Origin of the sequence: Campylobacter sp. CS_NA3 (assembly GCF_027797495.1) — a bacterium.
Classification (GTDB): Bacteria; Campylobacterota; Campylobacteria; order Campylobacterales; family Campylobacteraceae; genus Campylobacter_B.
Genome location: NZ_CP115609.1, coordinates 1,288,755 through 1,307,576, shown reverse-complemented (window position 1 = coordinate 1,307,576; position 18,822 = coordinate 1,288,755). Strand labels below are relative to the sequence as shown.

The 18,822-nt window shown below is 36.9% G+C and carries 19 protein-coding genes; 14 read left to right on the top strand and 5 right to left on the bottom strand.

The window, feature by feature from the left end; translation table 11 throughout:
- Positions 1-294 precede the first annotated feature (294 nt).
- Positions 295-1,185 (bottom strand): menaquinone biosynthesis family protein, encoded by an 891-nt coding sequence (locus PF026_RS06520; RefSeq protein ID WP_270863694.1) that lies wholly within the window; start codon positions 1,183-1,185, stop codon positions 295-297.
- 75 nt (positions 1,186-1,260) lie between these two features.
- Between PF026_RS06520 and recA the strand changes: the two genes are divergently transcribed.
- The 4 genes from recA to PF026_RS06500 are packed head-to-tail and all read left to right on the top strand — an operon-like array spanning position 1,261 to position 4,699.
- The gene (gene recA, locus PF026_RS06515; protein ID WP_270863693.1) at positions 1,261-2,304 is read left to right on the top strand and encodes a recombinase RecA; all 1,044 of its coding nucleotides are present in this window, start codon (positions 1,261-1,263) and stop codon (positions 2,302-2,304) included.
- Positions 2,304-3,554 carry a phosphopyruvate hydratase gene (gene eno / locus PF026_RS06510; RefSeq protein ID WP_270870396.1) on the top strand — a complete coding sequence of 417 codons (1,251 nt, stop codon included), beginning with the start codon at positions 2,304-2,306 and terminating at the stop codon, positions 3,552-3,554. The genes recA and eno overlap by 1 nt, the downstream gene beginning before the upstream one ends.
- Positions 3,555-3,569: 15 nt before the next feature.
- Positions 3,570-3,869: a hypothetical protein gene (locus PF026_RS06505; RefSeq protein WP_270863691.1), complete on the top strand. Its 300-nt coding sequence runs from the start codon at positions 3,570-3,572 to the stop codon at positions 3,867-3,869.
- The gene (locus PF026_RS06500) at positions 3,866-4,699 is read left to right on the top strand and encodes a hypothetical protein (protein ID WP_270863690.1); all 834 of its coding nucleotides are present in this window, start codon (positions 3,866-3,868) and stop codon (positions 4,697-4,699) included. Before PF026_RS06505 ends, PF026_RS06500 begins: the two co-directional genes overlap by 4 nt.
- A 26-nt stretch (positions 4,700-4,725) precedes the next feature.
- Here the strand turns inward: PF026_RS06500 and PF026_RS06495 are convergent, their stop codons facing one another.
- On the bottom strand, positions 4,726-5,706 hold the full coding sequence (locus tag PF026_RS06495; protein WP_270870397.1) for a 7-cyano-7-deazaguanine synthase: 981 nt from the start codon (positions 5,704-5,706) through the stop codon (positions 4,726-4,728).
- Positions 5,707-5,709: 3 nt separating this feature from the next.
- Positions 5,710-7,413, bottom strand: coding sequence for a DNA primase (gene dnaG / locus PF026_RS06490; protein ID WP_270870398.1), 1,704 nt, complete (start codon positions 7,411-7,413; stop codon positions 5,710-5,712).
- Between the two features lie 40 nt (positions 7,414-7,453).
- Between dnaG and PF026_RS06485 the strand changes: the two genes are divergently transcribed.
- The 10 genes from PF026_RS06485 (at position 7,454) to PF026_RS06440 (ending at position 16,017) form a co-directional block, all read left to right on the top strand.
- A complete protein-coding gene (locus tag PF026_RS06485; RefSeq protein ID WP_270870399.1) occupies positions 7,454-8,476 on the top strand; it encodes a tetratricopeptide repeat protein in 1,023 nt (340 codons plus the stop codon).
- The gene (gene rnhA, locus PF026_RS06480; RefSeq protein WP_270863686.1) at positions 8,454-8,885 is read left to right on the top strand and encodes a ribonuclease HI; all 432 of its coding nucleotides are present in this window, start codon (positions 8,454-8,456) and stop codon (positions 8,883-8,885) included. Before PF026_RS06485 ends, rnhA begins: the two co-directional genes overlap by 23 nt.
- Complete coding sequence (rnc, locus tag PF026_RS06475; RefSeq protein WP_270863685.1) at positions 8,882-9,559, top strand: ribonuclease III; 678 nt, start codon at positions 8,882-8,884, stop codon at positions 9,557-9,559. The genes rnhA and rnc overlap by 4 nt, the downstream gene beginning before the upstream one ends.
- A gap of 50 nt (positions 9,560-9,609) precedes the next feature.
- Positions 9,610-11,412 carry an ATP-binding protein gene (locus PF026_RS06470; protein WP_270863684.1) on the top strand — a complete coding sequence of 601 codons (1,803 nt, stop codon included), beginning with the start codon at positions 9,610-9,612 and terminating at the stop codon, positions 11,410-11,412.
- Positions 11,413-11,427: 15 nt separating this feature from the next.
- Entirely contained in the window at positions 11,428-12,504 is a 1,077-nt protein-coding gene (locus PF026_RS06465; protein ID WP_270863683.1) for a DNA cytosine methyltransferase, read from the top strand.
- On the top strand, positions 12,497-13,243 hold the full coding sequence (locus tag PF026_RS06460) for a restriction endonuclease (RefSeq protein ID WP_270863682.1): 747 nt from the start codon (positions 12,497-12,499) through the stop codon (positions 13,241-13,243). Before PF026_RS06465 ends, PF026_RS06460 begins: the two co-directional genes overlap by 8 nt.
- A gap of 12 nt (positions 13,244-13,255) precedes the next feature.
- Complete coding sequence (gene aroC / locus PF026_RS06455; protein ID WP_270863681.1) at positions 13,256-14,326, top strand: chorismate synthase; 1,071 nt, start codon at positions 13,256-13,258, stop codon at positions 14,324-14,326.
- A gap of 185 nt (positions 14,327-14,511) precedes the next feature.
- The gene (locus tag PF026_RS06450; protein WP_270870400.1) at positions 14,512-14,973 is read left to right on the top strand and encodes a hypothetical protein; all 462 of its coding nucleotides are present in this window, start codon (positions 14,512-14,514) and stop codon (positions 14,971-14,973) included.
- The gene (locus PF026_RS06445) at positions 14,966-15,631 is read left to right on the top strand and encodes a CatB-related O-acetyltransferase (RefSeq protein WP_270863679.1); all 666 of its coding nucleotides are present in this window, start codon (positions 14,966-14,968) and stop codon (positions 15,629-15,631) included. The genes PF026_RS06450 and PF026_RS06445 overlap by 8 nt, the downstream gene beginning before the upstream one ends.
- Entirely contained in the window at positions 15,628-16,017 is a 390-nt protein-coding gene (locus PF026_RS06440) for a hypothetical protein (protein ID WP_270863678.1), read from the top strand. Before PF026_RS06445 ends, PF026_RS06440 begins: the two co-directional genes overlap by 4 nt.
- 252 nt (positions 16,018-16,269) lie before the next feature.
- Here PF026_RS06440 and PF026_RS06435 read toward each other — a convergent pair whose 3' ends face one another.
- Complete coding sequence (locus tag PF026_RS06435; RefSeq protein WP_270863677.1) at positions 16,270-17,478, bottom strand: molybdopterin molybdotransferase MoeA; 1,209 nt, start codon at positions 17,476-17,478, stop codon at positions 16,270-16,272.
- A gap of 16 nt (positions 17,479-17,494) precedes the next feature.
- On the bottom strand, positions 17,495-18,802 hold the full coding sequence (locus PF026_RS06430) for an MFS transporter (RefSeq protein WP_270863676.1): 1,308 nt from the start codon (positions 18,800-18,802) through the stop codon (positions 17,495-17,497).
- Positions 18,803-18,822 lie beyond the last annotated feature (20 nt).

Here is an 18,822-nt window from a genome sequence, read left to right as displayed (position 1 = left end):
ACAATATTTTAAAATTTGCTAACAAGATTTTTGCTACATAAAAATTCTCGCAATGGCAGATTGAATTGAGATTCTTCGCTTCGCTCAGAATGACGAAAAACTCAACTTAAATTTTGATAACCAAATGCCGACGATTTCGCAAATTTGTTTAATTTCACAAAAAATATTCAAGACGAAATAGGCGCAGTAAGGCACAAATTTAGGTAATTTCAAGCGAAGTTACCTATGTCGGTAATGAGCGTAGGAATTACCTAAATTTGTGCCTTAATCCGTTCAAGTTCGGGGAATTAATTTTTACAAATTCCTAATTTCTTTATACTCGCTCGGTATCAGCATATCTCTCGCACAAATTTGCTCAGCGTAAAATCCATGCAAAAAGCCCAAATCAAAAAGCTTTTGCACCGCTTTTAGTTGCGTTTCGTTCATCGTAATCGAATTTTCGTTTGCATACAGTCCTAGATAAATTTCAAGTTTTTTATCATCAACTCGCACCAAATCTCGCTCAATCAGCATTTTTGAAAGCAAAGATTTATTTGCGTGAGCGACCCGCACGGCGTCAGTCAGCACCCTTTCACACTCTATGGCATCAGTTAGTGGCAGCGATCTGCGAAGCGCCATACCGCCAAGCGGAAGCGGTAAATTTTCGCCGTTTAACTCGCTCCAAATGTCCCAAATTTCGCGCTCTACGCACAAATCACTAGAAAAATCCAAAATGCTCTCGTGTATCAGCACCCCAGCATCGACTTCGCCACTAAGCACGGCGTTTTCGATCTCTAAGAAATTTTTATACACAATCCTAGCGTTTGGGTAAGCAATGCGAAAAATCATCGCATTTGTCGTGTGTTCGCCACTTAGGGCGACTTTGAAATTCGGTTTTAATTTCGTGCCAATTTTTTTTATAAGTTTCGGACCGTAACCCTCTCCAAAACTAACCGCAGTTCGCAAAAGAGCGTAATTTTCATAAATTTTTGGATACAATGCAAAAGAGATAGCACAAACATCGTAAGTCCCAGCAAGACTTGCCAAATTTAGCGTTTGAATATCGTCTGCGTGGTTAGAAAATCTCAGCCACGAAGAACCAATCCAGCCAAATTTAATCGCCATATACATAAAAATATCGTCCGCATCGGGCGAGTGAGCAACGCTAATGTTTTTCAAATTCAAACCTTTATAAATTTTTTGCATAATAATAGCTAAATCTAGCTAAATTTTTTAAGATATTTTTTGGTAAAATGATGAGAAATTTTTTAAAGGTAAGGCATGGACGAAAACAAGAAAAAAACATTAGATGCCGCGCTAAAATCGATTGACAAAGCGTTTGGCAAAGGCACTTTGGTTAGGCTTGGCGACAAACAAGTTGAGCCCATTGATTCTATTTCGACAGGTTCTGTCGGCTTAGACATCGCTCTTGGCATAGGCGGCGTTCCAAAAGGTCGCATTGTCGAAGTTTATGGACCTGAAAGCTCAGGTAAAACTACTCTTACGCTTCATATCATCGCAGAGTGCCAAAAGGCAGGTGGAATTTGCGCTTTTGTCGATGCAGAACATGCTCTTGATGTAAAATATGCTGCGAATTTGGGCGTTGATACCGACAATTTATATGTGAGCCAACCTGATTTTGGCGAACAAGCTCTTGATATTGTCGAAACTCTTGCTAGAAGCGGTGCGATTGATTTAATTGTCGTTGATAGCGTGGCGGCCCTTACGCCAAAAACCGAAATCGAAGGCGATATGGGCGATACGCATGTGGGACTTCAAGCAAGACTTATGAGCCAAGCGCTTCGCAAACTAACAGGCGTCGTGCATAAAATGGGAACGACGGTGATTTTCATCAACCAAATTCGTATGAAAATCGGTCAAATGGGATATGGTTCGCCAGAGACCACCACAGGCGGAAATGCGCTTAAATTTTACGCTTCTGTGCGAATTGACATAAGAAAAATCGCTACACTTAAACAAAACGAAGAATCTATCGGAAATAGAGTTAAGGCAAAAGTGGTTAAAAACAAGGTCGCTCCGCCGTTTAAAGTGGCAGAATTTGATGTTATGTTTGGCGAAGGAATCAGCAGCGAAGGCGAGATAATCGATTATGGTGTTAAGCTTGACATTGTCGATAAAAGCGGCGCGTGGTTTAGCTACAAAGATACAAAACTAGGTCAAGGCAGAGAAAATTCAAAGGCTTTCTTAAAAGAAAACAAAGAAGTTAGAGAAGAAATCTTAAACGCAATCAAAGCCCAAATCGGCGGAACAAACATAATGTCTGCTAACGGGGACGATGAAAATTCAGATAACGGAGATGAATAATGGTATTTATTGAAAATGTTTATGCACAAGAAGTGCTTGATAGCAGGGGAAATCCGACAGTTAGAGCTACTGTCGAGCTAAGTGATGGCACGGTTGCAAGTGCCACAGTCCCAAGTGGCGCAAGCACAGGCAAAAGAGAAGCCTTAGAGCTTAGAGATAAGGACGAACGATTTGGCGGAAAGGGCGTTTTAAAGGCAGTTACAAATGTAAACGAAGCTATCGCCGAAGTTATAGTTGGTTTAAGCCCGTTTAATCAAAAAGAGATTGATGATATTATGCTTGAAATCGACGGCACCGAAAACTACTCAAATTTAGGTGCAAATGCGGTTTTAGGCGTTTCTATGGCTGTAGCAAGAGCAGCTGCAAAAAGCCTAAATATCCCATTATATCGCTATTTGGGTGGGGCTAACGCTAGTATTTTGCCTGTGCCTATGTTTAATATCATAAACGGCGGCGCACACGCAAACAATAGCGTGGATTTCCAAGAATTTATGATTATGCCGTTTGGTTTTGATAGTTTTAGCGAGGCTCTAAGAGCAGCAGCTGAGATTTATCAAACTTTAAAGAAAATCCTAAATGACGCAGGGCATAGCACAGCCGTGGGCGATGAAGGCGGTTTCGCACCAAATTTAAAAGACAACGAAGAGCCGATTAAAATCATTATGAGTGCAATCGAAAAAGCTGGTTACAAAGCAGGAGAACAAATTAAAATCGCCCTAGATGTCGCTTCTAGCGAGCTTTACGAGGACGGAAAATACAAATTAGAAGGCAGAGAATTCACAAGCGAAGAGCTAATCGAATACTACGCGAATTTGTGCGAAAAATACCCAATTTTCTCAATCGAAGATGGTCTAAGCGAAGATGACTGGGACGGCTGGAAAAAGCTAACCGAGCGCCTTGGCAAAAAAGTGCAACTCGTGGGCGATGATTTGTTTGTAACAAATGAGAAAATTTTGCTAGAAGGTATCAAAAAAGGCGTGGCAAATGCGATTTTGATTAAACCAAATCAAATCGGCTCTGTAAGCCAAACCATGCAAACCGTGCGCCTAGCGCAACGCAACGGCTATCGCTGCATTATGAGCCACAGAAGCGGCGAGAGCGAAGATGCGTTTATCGCTGATTTTGCGGTCGCGTTAAATACGGGTGAAATCAAAACGGGCGCTACTTCAAGAAGCGAGCGAAACGCAAAATATAATCGCTTGCTTGAAATCGAAGTGGAAACCGATGAATTTTTAGGCAATAAACTTTAATTTTTGGGCTAAAAATTGAGCGAAATTTCACGCGAAGACGAAATTTTAGACGAAATCGAAACGGGGCTAGATAGAGATATTTTAGCTCCGTTTAAACAAATTTTTGTGTTTTTGCTACTAGCTATTTTTGTCATTTTTATCGGAATTTTTATCGGCGATGCACTTTTTGGCAAACGCTCATTTGAAGTTTTGCGGGATTTGCAAAAGGAAAAGGCGTTTTTATACCAAGACACCGAACGCCTAAAAAAAGAAAATGCCGAGCTTCAACGCAACTATTTGGAGCGAAAATCGCTTGATCCGGATTTTGCAAAATGAAAAAAATTTTCAAATTTAGTGTTTTTTTGGTTTTTTTAAATTTAGCTTTTGCTGGTACCGTGCCAAATTTAAAAACACCAAAAAAATCGCAAAACACCGTTAAAAGCGAAAAAAATTCATCAAATTTAGAAAATAACAAGAGCGAATTTAATCTTACAAATTACAAAATTCCGCTTCCTGCAAATTTAACTTCAAATTTGGCAAATTTGGATAAAAACGAAACAAACCAGACGGCTATTTTAAACAAGCCAAATTTAGAAATATTTGAAAATTTAAATTTTAATATGCCAAGCGATGCAGCGATTTTAAATCAAATCATCGTTCGCTATACAGATGGCACGGGCGCATTAAACGAGAAAATTTTAGAAATAAATAAAACCATAAACTGGCAACACGATTTTAGCGTCGTAAGTCGCGAAAGACCGAATTTATCAAAAGCAATCGATGTTTCAGTTACTTCAAAAGATCCAAATTTAAAAGAAAATAGTGCCACAAGTGCCGTTAGTTCGCTTATCACGCCACAATTTGAACTTCCGATTGAGACTTTGAAATTTGATGACGAGCTTAAATTTATCATCAAAAATCGTAGTATTCGCCTAGTAACGCAAGACTCGATAAAATCAAATTCCTTTAAAAACGGCGTTTTAAAAGCTGAGTTTTTTCGTATGGAAATACCACTTTCAAAGGTTAGCTTTCGCGTCAATAAAGGCGGTTTTAGCGATATAAATGTTACCAGAAATGACGGATTTTACACAATCGAAATCGGCACAAAAGAAGGAAATTTAAGTATCGAAAAAATCGAAAACGGATACGATGTTTTTATCCGTTAAAAAATATAAATTTCAAATTCGCAAATTTAGCCTACAAAATATTTTTTGATTTCATCTTTGCTTTTTAACGGCGTTGCGGTGAATTTTTTTTCATCGATTTGCACTTCATATTCTTTGCCAAATTCGCTTTTAGCGTAAGTTAAAGCGATTTTTGCTGCCGTTTGCAAGTCGGCTTCATTAGCATTTTTGCTTATCAAACTACAAGCACCAATCAATGGAATTTTAATCTCGGTAAATTTTTCATTTGCGATTTGACGCAATTTTTCGTTATCGGTTTCATCTTTTCCGACAACCATTTTTGCGCCATTTTCTAAGCGTAAATGGCGACCGAATTTAAGAATTTCGGTATCTTTCGAAGTCTCGATTTTTTCAAATTTAATCATATCTCTTATTTTTTCGGCAAAACTTTCAATCGTCAGCAAACACCCACCGCCCGGCGTTTCATAGTCGCTAAAACCATAAATTTTAGCAAGCTCCATTTGACGCGTCCTACCACGACCGCTAATGTCAAGCAGTTTTTCTCTATCGATCCAGCCGTTGATTTCAGCTATGCTTGGCTTTAAAAGTTTGGCGCAAAGTGGTCGCAAAATGAGATTTTCCGTGTCGCCACTCACGCTTAAAACCTGATTTAACGCAGCACTTCGCTGACTCATCGGGCGTTGCCCGACCACTTCGCCTGTGATGATAAAATTTGCTTCTTCGCTTTCTAGCATAGATAAAGCCGTTTTTAGCATAAATCCATGACAATCAATGCAAGGATTAAAATGCTTTCCGTAGCCGTATTTTGGGCTAAAAAGCACCTTTTGGAGATATTCGTTTCGCACATCGACTAGCTTAAATTCGCCACCTGCTTGGTTCGCCCTTTTTTTCATAATCTCGCTTTTATCTTCTTTTCCGCCAAAACCTATGTTAAAGTGAAGCGCAGTTACGCTAATACCAAGATCGCTGATAATTTTTATCGCTAACATAGAATCTAACCCGCCGCTAAAAAGTGCTAAACATTTCATTTTTTACCTTAATTTTTTTGATTTTAACGCTCGTATGAGATTTTCAAGCTTCATTATTTTGCTTAATTTATCCGGATCATCTGAGCGTTTTAGAATTTCGATTTCGTCTCGATAGCGATTTTCACGCAGAATTTTAAGTGCCATGATAAATTTATCATCTTCGCTAAATTCCAAAATATTTTCATCGAGTGCAAGATTGCGAAAAATCGCCTTGTTTTCGTCATTTTCATCGCCCGATAAAACTATGCCAAGCAAATCTTTATGCGCCTTAAAATCATCATTTTCGCCGTAATCATAAAAAAGTTGCAAATAATCTTTGTTTAAAACCATTGATTTTAAAATTTGCAACTCGTTTATATCTTTTTGGCGTGAAAATGCACCATTTTGCACCGAATTTTGAGTTTTTTCGTTTTTAAATTCGCTAAAATTTGTGTTTTGTTGCGAATTTTTGGTAAGCCTAAACGAATTTATCGGAATTTTTAGCAAATTTGCTACCAAATCCTGATACGATCCCGCTACAATCGGATTTAGCGTGTTAGTATAGGCTATGATTTCATTTAAGGCTTGATTTTTTACTATCGGGCGTAAGATGTCGTAATTTTTAACGATATTTCTAATCAAAAATTCCCCGCTTTCTACCGAATTTGCATAAATTTCTTTTAGTTTTTTTATTTCACCACGAAATACCATATCAGCAGGATCTAATCCATCTTGTATGATGACAACACCGCTATCTATGCCGTTTGTGCTAAGAAGTTTTGCCGATTTTACGGCTGCATTGATTCCTGCGCTATCGCCGTCAAAACTAAGGATAACTTTAAAATTTCCCCTTTTAATAAGCGGCAAATGAAGCTCAGTTAAAGCCGTGCCTAAAACCGCCACAGCGTTTGTAAATCCTGCTTTGTGAAGCATTATGACATCCATATAGCCTTCTGTGATGATAAGCTCTTTTTTATCATAAGCCGATTTTTTAGCCAAATCAAAAGCGTAAAAAATGCGAGATTTATCAAAAACGGAGCATTGTGGCGAATTTACATATTTTGCAGGGTGATTTGAAATGGTTCGTCCCCCAAAACCCACCAAACGCCCTGTGTGATTGCAAATTGGAAATGTAATGCGTTCTGTAAAACTAGCGTAAAAGCCCCGTTCGTTTTGTTTTATCGCGCCGACATTTAGGGCTTCACTAGGCTCGATTTCTTCGTTTTCAAGCAATCTAATCGTATTTTGCGACGCAGGAGCCCAACCTATGCCAAATTTGCGAATAAGCTCATCGGTTATGCCACGCGAATATAGATAATTCAGCGCTTCTTGGTTCGAATAGAGCAAATTTTGATAGTATCCGTTTAAAAGCTCTAAAATTTTTTTGCTCTCTTTTTTAGTTTCGCCAAAATGGTTATTTTCGTATTCTAGCGTAAAACCGACACTTGCGGCGAGTTTTTCTATGGCTTCGGGGTAGGAAATTTTTTCATATTCCATTATAAATTTTATCGCATTTCCACCTGCCTTGCACGAAAAGCAGTGAAAAATTCCCATTTGCGAATTTACGCTCATGCTCGGGTTTCTATCGTCGTGAAACGGGCAAATTCCAACAGAATTTCGCCCTGAACGCTTCAAAGGCACATATCTTTCTACAACTTCAACAATATCAACAATGCTAAGTAGCCGTTCTATGCTTTCTTCTTTAATCATAAGCCAAATTATACACAAGATTTGCTATAATCCTTTTGAATTTTTTTAGGAATTTTAGGTGGAAAATTTTTTTGTAGAGTATCGAGATCCGATTTTTGGTTTGATTGTTTTGATTAGCATTATTTTGCTGGTTGCGGTGTTAAGCTACTTGTGGGGGATTTTTAGCAAAAATAACGAACAAGAAAATATCGAAAAATTTATCAAAAAATTTGATATTTCTAACGGGCTTGATGACGAGCATAAAAAAATCTTGCAAAATTTGCAAGTAGGAGCCGATACGCTTGGCTTTTTAGCCCTTACATTTGCCAAAAGCGGGGATTACGAAAAAGCCATAAGCGTTTATCTCATCGCCCTTGAAAAGGTAAATTCAAACAAAGAAAAAAGATTTATCCTTACAAATTTGGGGAAAATTTATTTCAAAGCAGGATTTTTAGGTCGTGCAGAAGAGGTTTTTTTAGAAAGCTTGAAACTTAGCCCACGAAACACAGAGAGCCTAACTCATCTAAGCGTGATTTATGAAAAACTTAAAAAATTCGATCGTGCGCTTGAAGTTTTAGACGCGCTAAGGGAGCTAGGAGCCGATACTAGAAGCGAAACAGACTATATAAAATCGCAAATCATCGCAAACAATGTAAAAATGCCGTTTAGCGAGAAAATAAATGAGATTTTGCGACTTGAAAACGGCTTTAAAAATGCACCAAGATTTGCCTTGGAGCTTTGTTTGCAACACAAAGAGCCGTTTGCAAATTTAAGCAAATTTCCGCCGCTTGAAAAATGCGTGGATATGTTAAACGATTTTAAAGAAGCCGTAAATTTAGAAGATAGCGAGTATGCGGCGTTTTTCGGTGCAAAGGGGCTTAGCAAAAATTCGCAAAAGAGCAAATTTTTTGAAATAAATGCCCTAAGAGAGCTTAAAAAATCAAATTTAAACACTGATTTAGCCTTTGAGTTTGTCTGCACCGAGTGCAAAAATACAATCCCGCTCTTTTTCTATCGCTGTCCGATTTGCCACAAACTAGATACTTCCTGCATTATCCCAAAAATCACGGAAAAACGCATTGAAATCAGTCAAACTTTTTAGCGACGGAAGCTGTCTGGGGAATCCGGGCGTTGGCGGTTGGGCGTATATTTTAGAATACGGCAAATTTAAAAAATCCCAAAGTGGCGCAAAGTCTGAAACAACAAATAATCAAATGGAGCTAACAGCCGCCATAATGGGCTTAAAAGCGCTTAAAGAGCCTTGCATTGTCGAGCTTTATACAGATAGTAGCTATGTGGCAAATTCTATAAATTTGTGGCTAGATGGCTGGATAAAAAAGAATTTCAAAAATGTAAAAAATGTGCCGTTGTGGTTGGAGTATTTAGAAGTCGCAAAAGCCCATAAAATCACGGCTTTTTGGGTAAAAGGTCATGCCGGACACCCACAAAATGAAGAGTGTGACCGCTTAGCAAGGAATCAAGCAGAAAATTTAAAAAAGGCAAATCAATGAATTTGGAAATCTTACAAGAAAAATTGGGTTATAAATTTAAAGACACAAAGCTTTTAAAGGCGGCGCTTACGCACAAAAGTTCAAATGCAGGATATAACAACGAACGCTTGGAATTCCTAGGCGATGCGGTTATGGATTTGGTCGTGGCTGAGTATCTTTTTAAAAAGCTAAACACATCAGAAGGCGATCTTAGCAAGCTTCGCGCTGCTTTGGTAAATGAAAAAAGCTTTTCAAAATTTGCAAATTTGCTAAATTTGGGTGAAAATTTAATCCTTTCGCAAGCCGAAGAGAAAAACGGCGGAAGAAGCAAGGATTCTTTGCTTTCTGACGCTTTTGAAGCGATTTTTGGGGCGATTTATTTAGAAAGCGGGATTGAGCCGTGTAAGGAAATCGCCGTTAGAATTTTAGAAGAAATTTATCCAAAAATAGATCCAAAAACGCTTTTAAAAGATCACAAGACTGCACTCCAAGAGCTAACACAGGGCGAATTTGGCGTTACACCTGAATACCGCTTAATCGGCTCAAAGGGTCCAGATCACATGAAAGAGTTTGAAATGGCTGTGATTTTGGGCGATAAAGAACTATCCCGTGCAGTTGGCAAAAGTAAAAAAGAGGCCGAACAAAAGGCAGCAAAGATTGCGATTGAGATTTTAGAGAAAATCGGAAGAGATTAAGGTAAAATTTCGATTATCAACATAAAATTTATGAACAAAATGGAGCAACTATGAAATTAGATAAACAACAATCATTTGTAAATTTAAAAAATATGGCTGAAAAATTTTATAAAAATAAACACAATGGTGTTGAATTGATTTTAAGAGAAGCCATATCGAATTCAATTCACGCTTGTATAATACAAAAAGAGACATTTAAAGAAGAAAGCTATCAAGCAAAAATACACATTAAGATACAAGAAAATCAAAACGGTGGAATTATTGTTATAGAAGATAATGGGATAGGATTTAGCGAAATAGACAAGGAAATGTTGTTTGATTTGGGTAGTAGCAATGAAACTAAAATAAATCATCGGTTACCAACAAAAGGATTGGGGAGACTAGTATTTGTTTATTATGCAAATCAAATTACTATACAAACTACTAACAATAATAAATTTTCATCTTTTTCGTATCCAGCTTCTCTTGGCTTATATATTGATTCTGTGAATAAAGATGAAAAAAACAATACTAAAATAGAAATGGTTGTGAATAAACAATATATGAAAACATTTTCTGATAAATTTAAAAATAATTTGCAATTACTTTCTGATTGGATTTTAGATAATTTTGTATTTTTGATACACGATTTTGCTGAATTAACAATTTTGTTAGAATTTAATGGAGAGCAAAAAATCGTAAATCTAGATTCTGCCAAAAATGAAGATTTTTATATTAACATAGGAGATAATCAATATGAAGCAAAGATGTTGGAAATAAATTCAAATAAATTTGAAATTAAATTAATAGCACATAGATTATTAATTGATACAGAAATCGCATATAGTAAAAATATAGAAAATTACAAAAATCGTTTGTATATTTCTTCTACTATACTAGATGAAAGAATTACTCCAAATGGATTAAGTGCAGATATTAAAGATATTAAAGATGAATTGGAACAATCTATATCGAATTATTTAGATAAAAAATTTAATAAAGAGATAAAAGAGCAAAAAGAGCTATCTCAAAAAAATCTTTCAAAAGCTAAAAATAAATTTCCTTTTTTATCTGAATTTATGCCAAAATATGATGACATAAGTGGTGTAAAAATAGAAGAAGAAAATGATTTTGTGAATTCTGCAATTATGTCAAAAGGAGAAGTTGAAAAAAATTTTTGGTTATCAAATAAAAACGAGCAACTAGATGAGAGATTGCAAAAATCAGCATTGTATTTATATATAAAACATAGAGAAAGAGTATTAATAGCATTAGAGCAAATGCTTGGTAATAGTAAATTTAATGAAAATGATTTTCATCAGTTGCTAACAGATAGAAAGTGCGAAAATTTAGATTTAGCAAATCATAATTTATGGCTTTTAGATGATAAGTTTTCTTATTTTATGGAAGCTCATAATGCTAAGCAAGGGGAAAATGCCGTAGATTTTTTATTTTATCCATACTTCGATAATCAAGAATCTCCTATGCAAATTGTGTTATTAGAATTAAAGAAACCAACAAAAGCCCATAATACTGGTAAGATGATTAACCAAATACAAGAATACGCAGCAAAAATTTATGACAACCATAAAACGCCGTCAGGTATTCATTTTGAACCAAATAATTGTAAATTTTTTGGTTACATTATAGCCGATATAGATGATATAAAAAAAGAAGAAAAGGGTCAAAATAAAGGAACATTTAAAGAAATCCCATACGCAAACGGAAGCTATGAAGGAACAATTTCATTTTCTCCAAAAAATACGGATAGACAAGATATTTTTGTAACTTTACTTTCAATACAGGATTTAATAAGCATAGCAAAAATAAGAAATAAAACATTTTTTAACATGCTTAAAATGCCAAATCCATAGTAAAGGAGCTGTTAAATGACCTACAAAATAGCTGATATTTTTTGTGGAGCCGGCGGGCTTAGCTATGGTTTTAGCAAAAACGATAAATTTGAAATAGTTTTTGCTAACGACATAGACAAAGACGCCGTAAATTCATACAAAGCAAATCACAAAAACACGGCTATTTTATGCAAAGATATAGCGAATTTAAGCCAAAATGAAATCGAAAAATTCGGACAAATCGACATTTTGTTAGGCGGTCCGCCGTGCCAAAGCTACTCGACACTTGGCAAAAGGCAAATGGATAGCAGAGCAAATTTATTTAAAGAATATTTGCGAATTTTAAAAATTTTATCCCCAAAAATGTTTATTTTCGAAAATGTTAGGGGAATTTTATCTATGCAGGGCGGAAAATTATTTAAACAAATTTGTGCTGAGTTTGAAAATTTGGGCTATAAAACGGATTATAAAATTTTAAATGCTGCCGAATTTGGTGTTCCGCAAATCAGAGAGCGAGTTTTGCTTGTCGGCACAAAAAAGGGCGAATTTAAATTTCCACGCCCCACACACGGCGAAAACGAGCGAGATTTATCAAATTTTATATCATTAAAAGAAGCCATTGATGATTTGCCGATTATTGGGAGTGGCGAAAACGGAAATGAAAAAGCCTATCGCCACGCACCAAACAATGAATTTTTAAAATTTGTTAGAAATTCATCAAATTTAACCGAGCATTCTAGCCCAAAAAACAATCCAAATTTAATCAAAATCATGCAAACGCTAAAAGACGGCGAGTGCAAGGACGATTTGCCAAGCGAAATTCGCCCAAAATCAGGCTATACAAACACTTATGCCAAAATGTGGTGGAATCGCCCCGCACCTACAATCACACGCAATTTCGCCACGCCGTCAAGCTCTCGTTGTATCCACCCGCGAGATTCAAGAGCACTTAGCATTAGAGAAGGTGCTAGGCTTCAAAGTTTCCCTGATGATTACGCTTTTTGTGGAAGCGACCAGTCAAAAAGACTACAAATTGGAAATGCCGTGCCACCGCTTCTTAGCATTGCTTTGTCAAAATCGGTTATAGAGTTTTTAGGAGAAAATTATGTTTAGTAGCGACGATTTTAAAGAATACAGAAAAAAACTTGGCTTTTCATCAAAGGTAGATTTTAAAAATTTTTTATCGGCAAAAGATATTGAAGCGAGTGTTGATTTTGCTTATATCGGAAGCCTAAATGATAGACTATGTGAAATTTTTACGAAAATAAATGAAATTTATTATAATCCGTGCGATATTGATAAATTTTTGCAAAATAATCTGTTTGCAACCTTTGAGAAGCTCAAAAATAACGGAATTTTAAATAAATTAAACAATCAAGGCAGACGGAAAGAAGAAGTTTATTTTAGTTGGATGCGCGGGTTTTTGAGTCTTGAATTTTTTAAAGGTGCGATTACTGAGATTTTTGAAGTCAAAATTTCGCAAATAAAAAACATAGGCGATGATAAATTTGATAGCTTGGATTCTTTTAAAAGAACGCCAAAGGCTGATTTAGAATTTAATGCTTATAGAATTGAAGTTCAAAGCGGGTTTCAGGGCATAAACGACATAAAACAGCACAAGGTCTTAGAAGCAAAACGAGTTTTTGCCGAGAGTAAAATTCAAACTCTTGTTTTACATTTTGATTTATTTAACGGGCAGGTTGCGTTTGTGGATATTTCAAATATCGCTGACGATGATTTAAACTGGATTACAAGACAGCAAATGGAAGGTCAAACCGTATTTAACATAGACCAAAACTATTTTAAATGGCTGATAGATAAAAATCCGCCAAAATTCACAGATATTTTATAACGGAGATTTGATATGAACACACTAGGTATAAAACTCAGGCTTACGACTTTTGGGGAGAGCCACGGCGTGGCGATTGGTGGCGTTTTGGACGGCTTTCCGGCGGGCGTGAAAATCGATACTAAATTTTTACAAGCCGAACTAGACAGACGCAAACCCGGCGGTAAATTTGCCACTTCTCGCAAAGAAAGCGATGAGGTGCAGATTTTAAGTGGCGTTTTCGATGGGCTTAGCACGGGAGCGCCCATTGGATTTGTGATTTACAACGCAAATCAGCACTCAAAAGACTATGAAAATTTAAAAGAGCTTTTTCGCCCGGGACACGCTGATTTTGGCTATTTTGCTAAATACGGCATTAGGGATCACAGAGGCGGGGGCAGAAGCTCGGCAAGAGAAACGGCGATAAGGGTCGCAGGTGGCGCGTTTGCGCAGATGCTTTTAAATGAATTTGGCGTGAGCGTGAAAAGCGGAGTTTTAAGCGTAGGTGAAATAAAGGCTGAGAATTTAGACTTCGAAAATGCCGATAATAGCGAGATTTTCGCACTTGATAAGGGCGCGGAGAATTTGCAAAAAGAGCTAATCGCAAATTTAAAGAAAAAAGGCGAGAGCGTGGGCGCTAGTGTGCTAACAATCGCAAATGGCGTGCCAAAGGGGCTTGGAGAGCCACTTTATGCTAAAATTGACGCGTTAATCGGTGGAGCTTACATGGGGCTAAACGGCGTAAAAGCCGTAGAGATTGGCGACGGCGTGGAAAGCTCATGCAAATTTGGCTCACAAAATAATGATTTTATGGATAAAAATGGTTTTAAATCAAACCACGCAGGGGGCATTCTTGGCGGTATCACAACAGGGGAGCAAATCATTATAAAAACACATTTTAAGCCGACCCCTAGCATTTTTGTCGACCAGCCGACGATTGATAAAAACGGCGATGAAACGATTTGTTCGCTTCGTGGTCGCCACGACCCTTGTATCGGAGTGCGTGGCAGTGTCGTCTGCACGGCACTTTTACGGCTGATTTTAGCTGACCTACTTTTACTAAATACAAGTGCAAATTTGGGGAATTTAAAGAAAATTTATGGGTAAATTTAATGCAAAATAGTATTTTAAACCAAAATAAAATTTACCCATTAGAATTAAAAAATTCAAAAGTGATTAAAAATTTGTCAATTTTGCAAATTTTTGTTTCATTATTTTTTGCTATAGCATTTATTCCGTTTTTTCTTTCGTTTTCTAGCAAATTTGAATTTTATTTTGCCTTGTCTTATTTTGTGATTTATTTGATAAGGGCTTTTAAATTTAAAATATTTTTAAAAAACAGCAACAAAGCAAATCTTTTTAAAATACTTATCGTAGGAATTACGCTAATTTCATTATATTGGATTTCGTTTGGTTATTTGGATTATATTAAAGAGTATGCGAAATTTATAGCTATTTTGCCAATTTTAGGTTTTTTGCTGATTGCAAAAGCATATTTGATGACAGATTATATTGATTTCAAACTTTCGGCATTATTGCATTTTTTTTATCTTTTGTCCATTTTATTGGGACTATTGGCTTTGCTTGATAGTGAGCCAATTGAACACGCTATTATGGCGGCTGGGTCGGCTGGTATTATAATTATTATTCCAATGTTTTTTCTATTTGTATTCTTTATTGAGACTATTGTTGAGTTTATATTTTGGAAAAAAATTTTAAAAAAAAAGGTCGGTTTAAAGGAAGAAAATGAGTAATAATTTTCCAAATCCAAACGAAATTTTCCCCTTAAAATCAGGCTTAGAAAGCGTAACTTACATTAAGCCTACTATTAAAAATAAAAATATAATCGTGGGCGAATTTAGCTACTATGCTGGGCAGGATTTTGAGAGGCAGGTTACGCACCATTATGATTTCATCGGCGATAGGCTAATCATCGGCAAATTTTGTCAAATAGGTTTTGGGGTGGAGTTTATGATGAACGGAGCAAATCACGCTATGGGCGGTATTAGCACATTTCCGTTTTATATTTTTAAGGGCTTTTCGCAAGACGCTCCGAGCCTTGATAAACTGCCGATTAAGGGCGACACGGTGGTCGGAAACGATGTGTGGATAGGGCAAAATTCGCTCATATTACCGGGAGCTAAAATCGGCGATGGCGTGATAATCGGCGCTAATAGCGTAGTGGGTGGCGAAATACCGCCGTATAGCATAGTCGCCGGAAACCCCGCACGGCTAGTGCGAAAACGCTTTGACGATGAGATGATAAATTTGCTTTTAACTCTTAAATGGTGGGATAAAAGCGTGGGTGAAATCGAAAATTTGGGGGAAATTCTTTCAAGCGATGATTTAGTAAGCGTGAAAGAAAAAATCAAAGAAATGCTTGGAAATGGCGAATTTAAGGGCGATTTATGAAAAAAGGCGAATACTATATCGGTGATTTTGCGTGGATTTTGCAGTATGAAAATTTGGAGTTTGTAAGCTCGTTTGAAGACGGCGAGATTGGCAAATTTGCAGACGGAAGCGAATTTGTTAAATTTGAAGTCGTCATTGGCGACTACGCCGATGATAAGGGCTTTTTATATAGCGTTAAAAGTGAAGTTTTTGGGATAATCCCGGCTAAATTTATAGATAAAGAATTTCTAAGCGAAAGTATTTTGACCTATAAAAACGGCGTGATTTGTAATAAATTTAGTGGTTATGCAAACGCAAAAGTGCATGAATTTAAAGACGATTTTAAAGTCGAGCGTGGAGAAAATTTTATTAAATTTGGCGAGATTGTGATAAATTTGACAAAATAATTGTAAATTCTGACAATAAATTTGCTACGCAAATTTTAAATTAAATTGTTTGGGAATTTAAACTTTGGCGATTGCTTCGTTTTTGCTTTGCAAAAACTCGCAATGACAATGGAAGTAATTAAAAAATAATTCAACTTAAACTCGATATGCGTATGCCGACGATTTTGCACTAAATTTGCATAAGATAAGACTTGGGTTTGTCTATCGTTGCAAATTTAGTGCAAAGCTAGGCTAAGTTCAATTTGCAAAAATTTAAGGCATTTTTATGATTTTTACAATTTCGCCTTTTTTTAGTCCATCGCTTCGCTCAGCGGGGCAAACTAGCAAATTTGCGTTTTGCAAAAGATTGTTTAAAATCGCGCTACTTCCTTGCCTTTTGCCTTTTGTGGTGGCGTAAATTTGCCCGTTTTCGTTTATCAAACTAACGGCGCTAAATTCCAAAAACGGCGATTTTTTGGCATAATCTTCTGCTAAAATCGCCGAAATTTCGCACTCTTCGCTCACTCCAAAAGCCGAATTTAAAAACTCACGCAAATATAAAACGCAAGTAACCACAGCAGAAAACGGAAATCCCGGCAACGCGAAAATGTATTTTTCGCCGGTTTTGGCGATTTTTATGTGGCGACCCGGTTTTATGGCGGATTTATCGACGATGATTTCGAAGTTTTCTTTGACGATTTCTTTGACAAAATCAAAATCCCCCACGCTCACTCCGCCCGTGCTAAGGACTATGTCTGCACTTTTTAGCGCTGAGATTATGGATTTTTCAAGCAGTTCTTTTTCGTCTTTGACAACAGGCAAAATGATACTTTCGCAGCCCATTTTTTGCACTAAATTCGCAATCATTATGTGATTTGAGCTATAAATTTGTGCCCCGTTTTCTAGGCTTTCGCCAAGTTCTTTGATTTCGCTTCCGGTGGAAAAAACGGCGACTTTGGGGCGAACAAAAACGCTTATATATGAAATGCCAAGTTCGGCTAAAAGCCCGATTACAGCGTAGTTTATGCGTGTTCCTTTTTTGATTAGGATTTCGCCTTTGGCGTAGCTTTCGCCTGTTTTTCTGACGGCAAAGCCTTGTGATACAGGCTTTATAACTTTGATAAATTCGCCAATGACTTCGACATTTTCGATAGGTATGAGCGTGTCAGCACCCTTAGCCATAAGTGAGCCTGTAAAGGTTTTTATGCACTCGCCGTTATGAATTTGAAGCGAATTTTGCGTTCCTGCCGGAGTTTTGCCTAAAATTTTAATTTCAGCGTTTTCTTTTAAATCGCTAAATTTAAGCGCATATCCGTCCATAGCAGCGGTTGGCTGTTTTGGGTGGTCGTGCGGGGCGATTATGTCGGTGGCTAGAACTCTATCTAATGCCTGAGTTAGGGCGATTTTTTCTATACGATCCCATTTTGTAACGCTTTTTTTAAGATTTGCGATTGTATCTTCAAATTTCGGTAAATTTGGCATTTTTTTCCTTTCAAATTTAGCGAGTTAGCCCTAATTTTTTTAAAATTTGGTGTTTGCTAATGCGTTTTCTATTGTATTTGACGATGAAGTTTTTTTCAGTTTCGTAGCACTCGATGATGCCGTGCGTATCGCTAAGTGCGGTAAAATCGGCTTTTATGCTTTTATCGAAATATAAATTTTTAAAAATTATCGGATTTGTCAAATTTAAAAGTAAAATAAACCAAATGACGGCTAAAACGACCACGACAAGGGCAAGGTAAAAAAGCCCGATCTCTTTTAACGCAATGCCGCCAAAAACGCCGCCCACAAAGCTTCCTAAAAATCCAAATGAGTTAAAAACCCCAAGTGCAGAGCCTTTTTGGTGTGATTTGGCAAATTTTGACGCTAGGCTTTGCATAATCGGCTCGTGCATGTTAAATCCGATGAAAAATAAAATCACGGCGATAACAAAGACGCTAAGCGAATTTTCTGTGGCAAAAAGTGCGTAAGAAGCGATAAAAAACGCAATGCCGCTTAGCAAAATTTCCTTTGCTAAGCCCCGTTTTTCGCCAAGTGCGCCACTTAGTCCCATAGCGACTAGCCCAAAAATCATCGCCGTAATGTAAATTTTGTAAATTTGACTTTTATCAAAGCCAAGATTATTTACCAAAACGATAGGGATTATGAAAAATGCTGTGGTCATTAGCATTTTTTGCAAAAAGTTGCTCAAATTTAAAAGCAGTAAATTTTTGTCTTTTAAAATCTCGCTAAATGGCGTTTTTTCGCTTTTTGTGGTGATTTTTGGCTCTTTTGGGACGACTGCATAAAGCAAGATCAAACAAATCAAAGTCAAAAATGCGCTTAGATTAAAAATGCTAGAAAGTCCGAATTTATCGCTTAAAATCGGGCTTAAAACAATCGCGCTTGCAAAAGCTATGCCGATCATCGCGCCCATTATACTCATAGCTTTGCCGCGTTCTTCTTCTTTTGTAAAATCGCTGATGAGTGCGGTGGCGACGGCTCCAACAGCCCCACAGCCTTGCAAACAGCGACCAAAAATCATAGTGTAAATTCCGCTGCTATAAGCGCAAATGATAGAGCCAATGATAAAAATCAAAAGCCCGATAGCAAGGGCATTTTTGCGACCGATTTTATCGCTTAGGATCCCAAAGGGAGTTTGAAGTGCCATTTGCATAAAGGCATAAATTCCGATTAAAAAACCGACTAGTTTTTCGTCTGCTCCGTCCAAATTTAGAGCATAAAGGCTTAAAACGGGCAGAACTATAAAAAGCCCAAAAAATCTCGTTGCGACAATAAAACTTAAAGGTAAAACATTTTTTATCATAAAAATCCGTTGTAAAAAAT

Coding starts and splice junctions, on each gene's coding strand:
- PF026_RS06465 (WP_270863683.1), top strand. CDS start 11,428: ATGACCTACAAAATAGCTGATATTTTTTGTGGAGCCGGCGGGCTTAGC.
- PF026_RS06495 (WP_270870397.1), bottom strand. CDS start 5,706: ATGAAATGTTTAGCACTTTTTAGCGGCGGGTTAGATTCTATGTTAGCG.
- PF026_RS06500 (WP_270863690.1), top strand. CDS start 3,866: ATGAAAAAAATTTTCAAATTTAGTGTTTTTTTGGTTTTTTTAAATTTA.
- aroC (WP_270863681.1), top strand. CDS start 13,256: ATGAACACACTAGGTATAAAACTCAGGCTTACGACTTTTGGGGAGAGC.
- PF026_RS06445 (WP_270863679.1), top strand. CDS start 14,966: ATGAGTAATAATTTTCCAAATCCAAACGAAATTTTCCCCTTAAAATCA.
- PF026_RS06430 (WP_270863676.1), bottom strand. CDS start 18,802: ATGATAAAAAATGTTTTACCTTTAAGTTTTATTGTCGCAACGAGATTT.
- PF026_RS06435 (WP_270863677.1), bottom strand. CDS start 17,478: ATGCCAAATTTACCGAAATTTGAAGATACAATCGCAAATCTTAAAAAA.
- PF026_RS06440 (WP_270863678.1), top strand. CDS start 15,628: ATGAAAAAAGGCGAATACTATATCGGTGATTTTGCGTGGATTTTGCAG.
- PF026_RS06520 (WP_270863694.1), bottom strand. CDS start 1,185: ATGCAAAAAATTTATAAAGGTTTGAATTTGAAAAACATTAGCGTTGCT.
- eno (WP_270870396.1), top strand. CDS start 2,304: ATGGTATTTATTGAAAATGTTTATGCACAAGAAGTGCTTGATAGCAGG.
- PF026_RS06470 (WP_270863684.1), top strand. CDS start 9,610: ATGAAATTAGATAAACAACAATCATTTGTAAATTTAAAAAATATGGCT.
- PF026_RS06460 (WP_270863682.1), top strand. CDS start 12,497: ATGTTTAGTAGCGACGATTTTAAAGAATACAGAAAAAAACTTGGCTTT.
- recA (WP_270863693.1), top strand. CDS start 1,261: ATGGACGAAAACAAGAAAAAAACATTAGATGCCGCGCTAAAATCGATT.
- rnc (WP_270863685.1), top strand. CDS start 8,882: ATGAATTTGGAAATCTTACAAGAAAAATTGGGTTATAAATTTAAAGAC.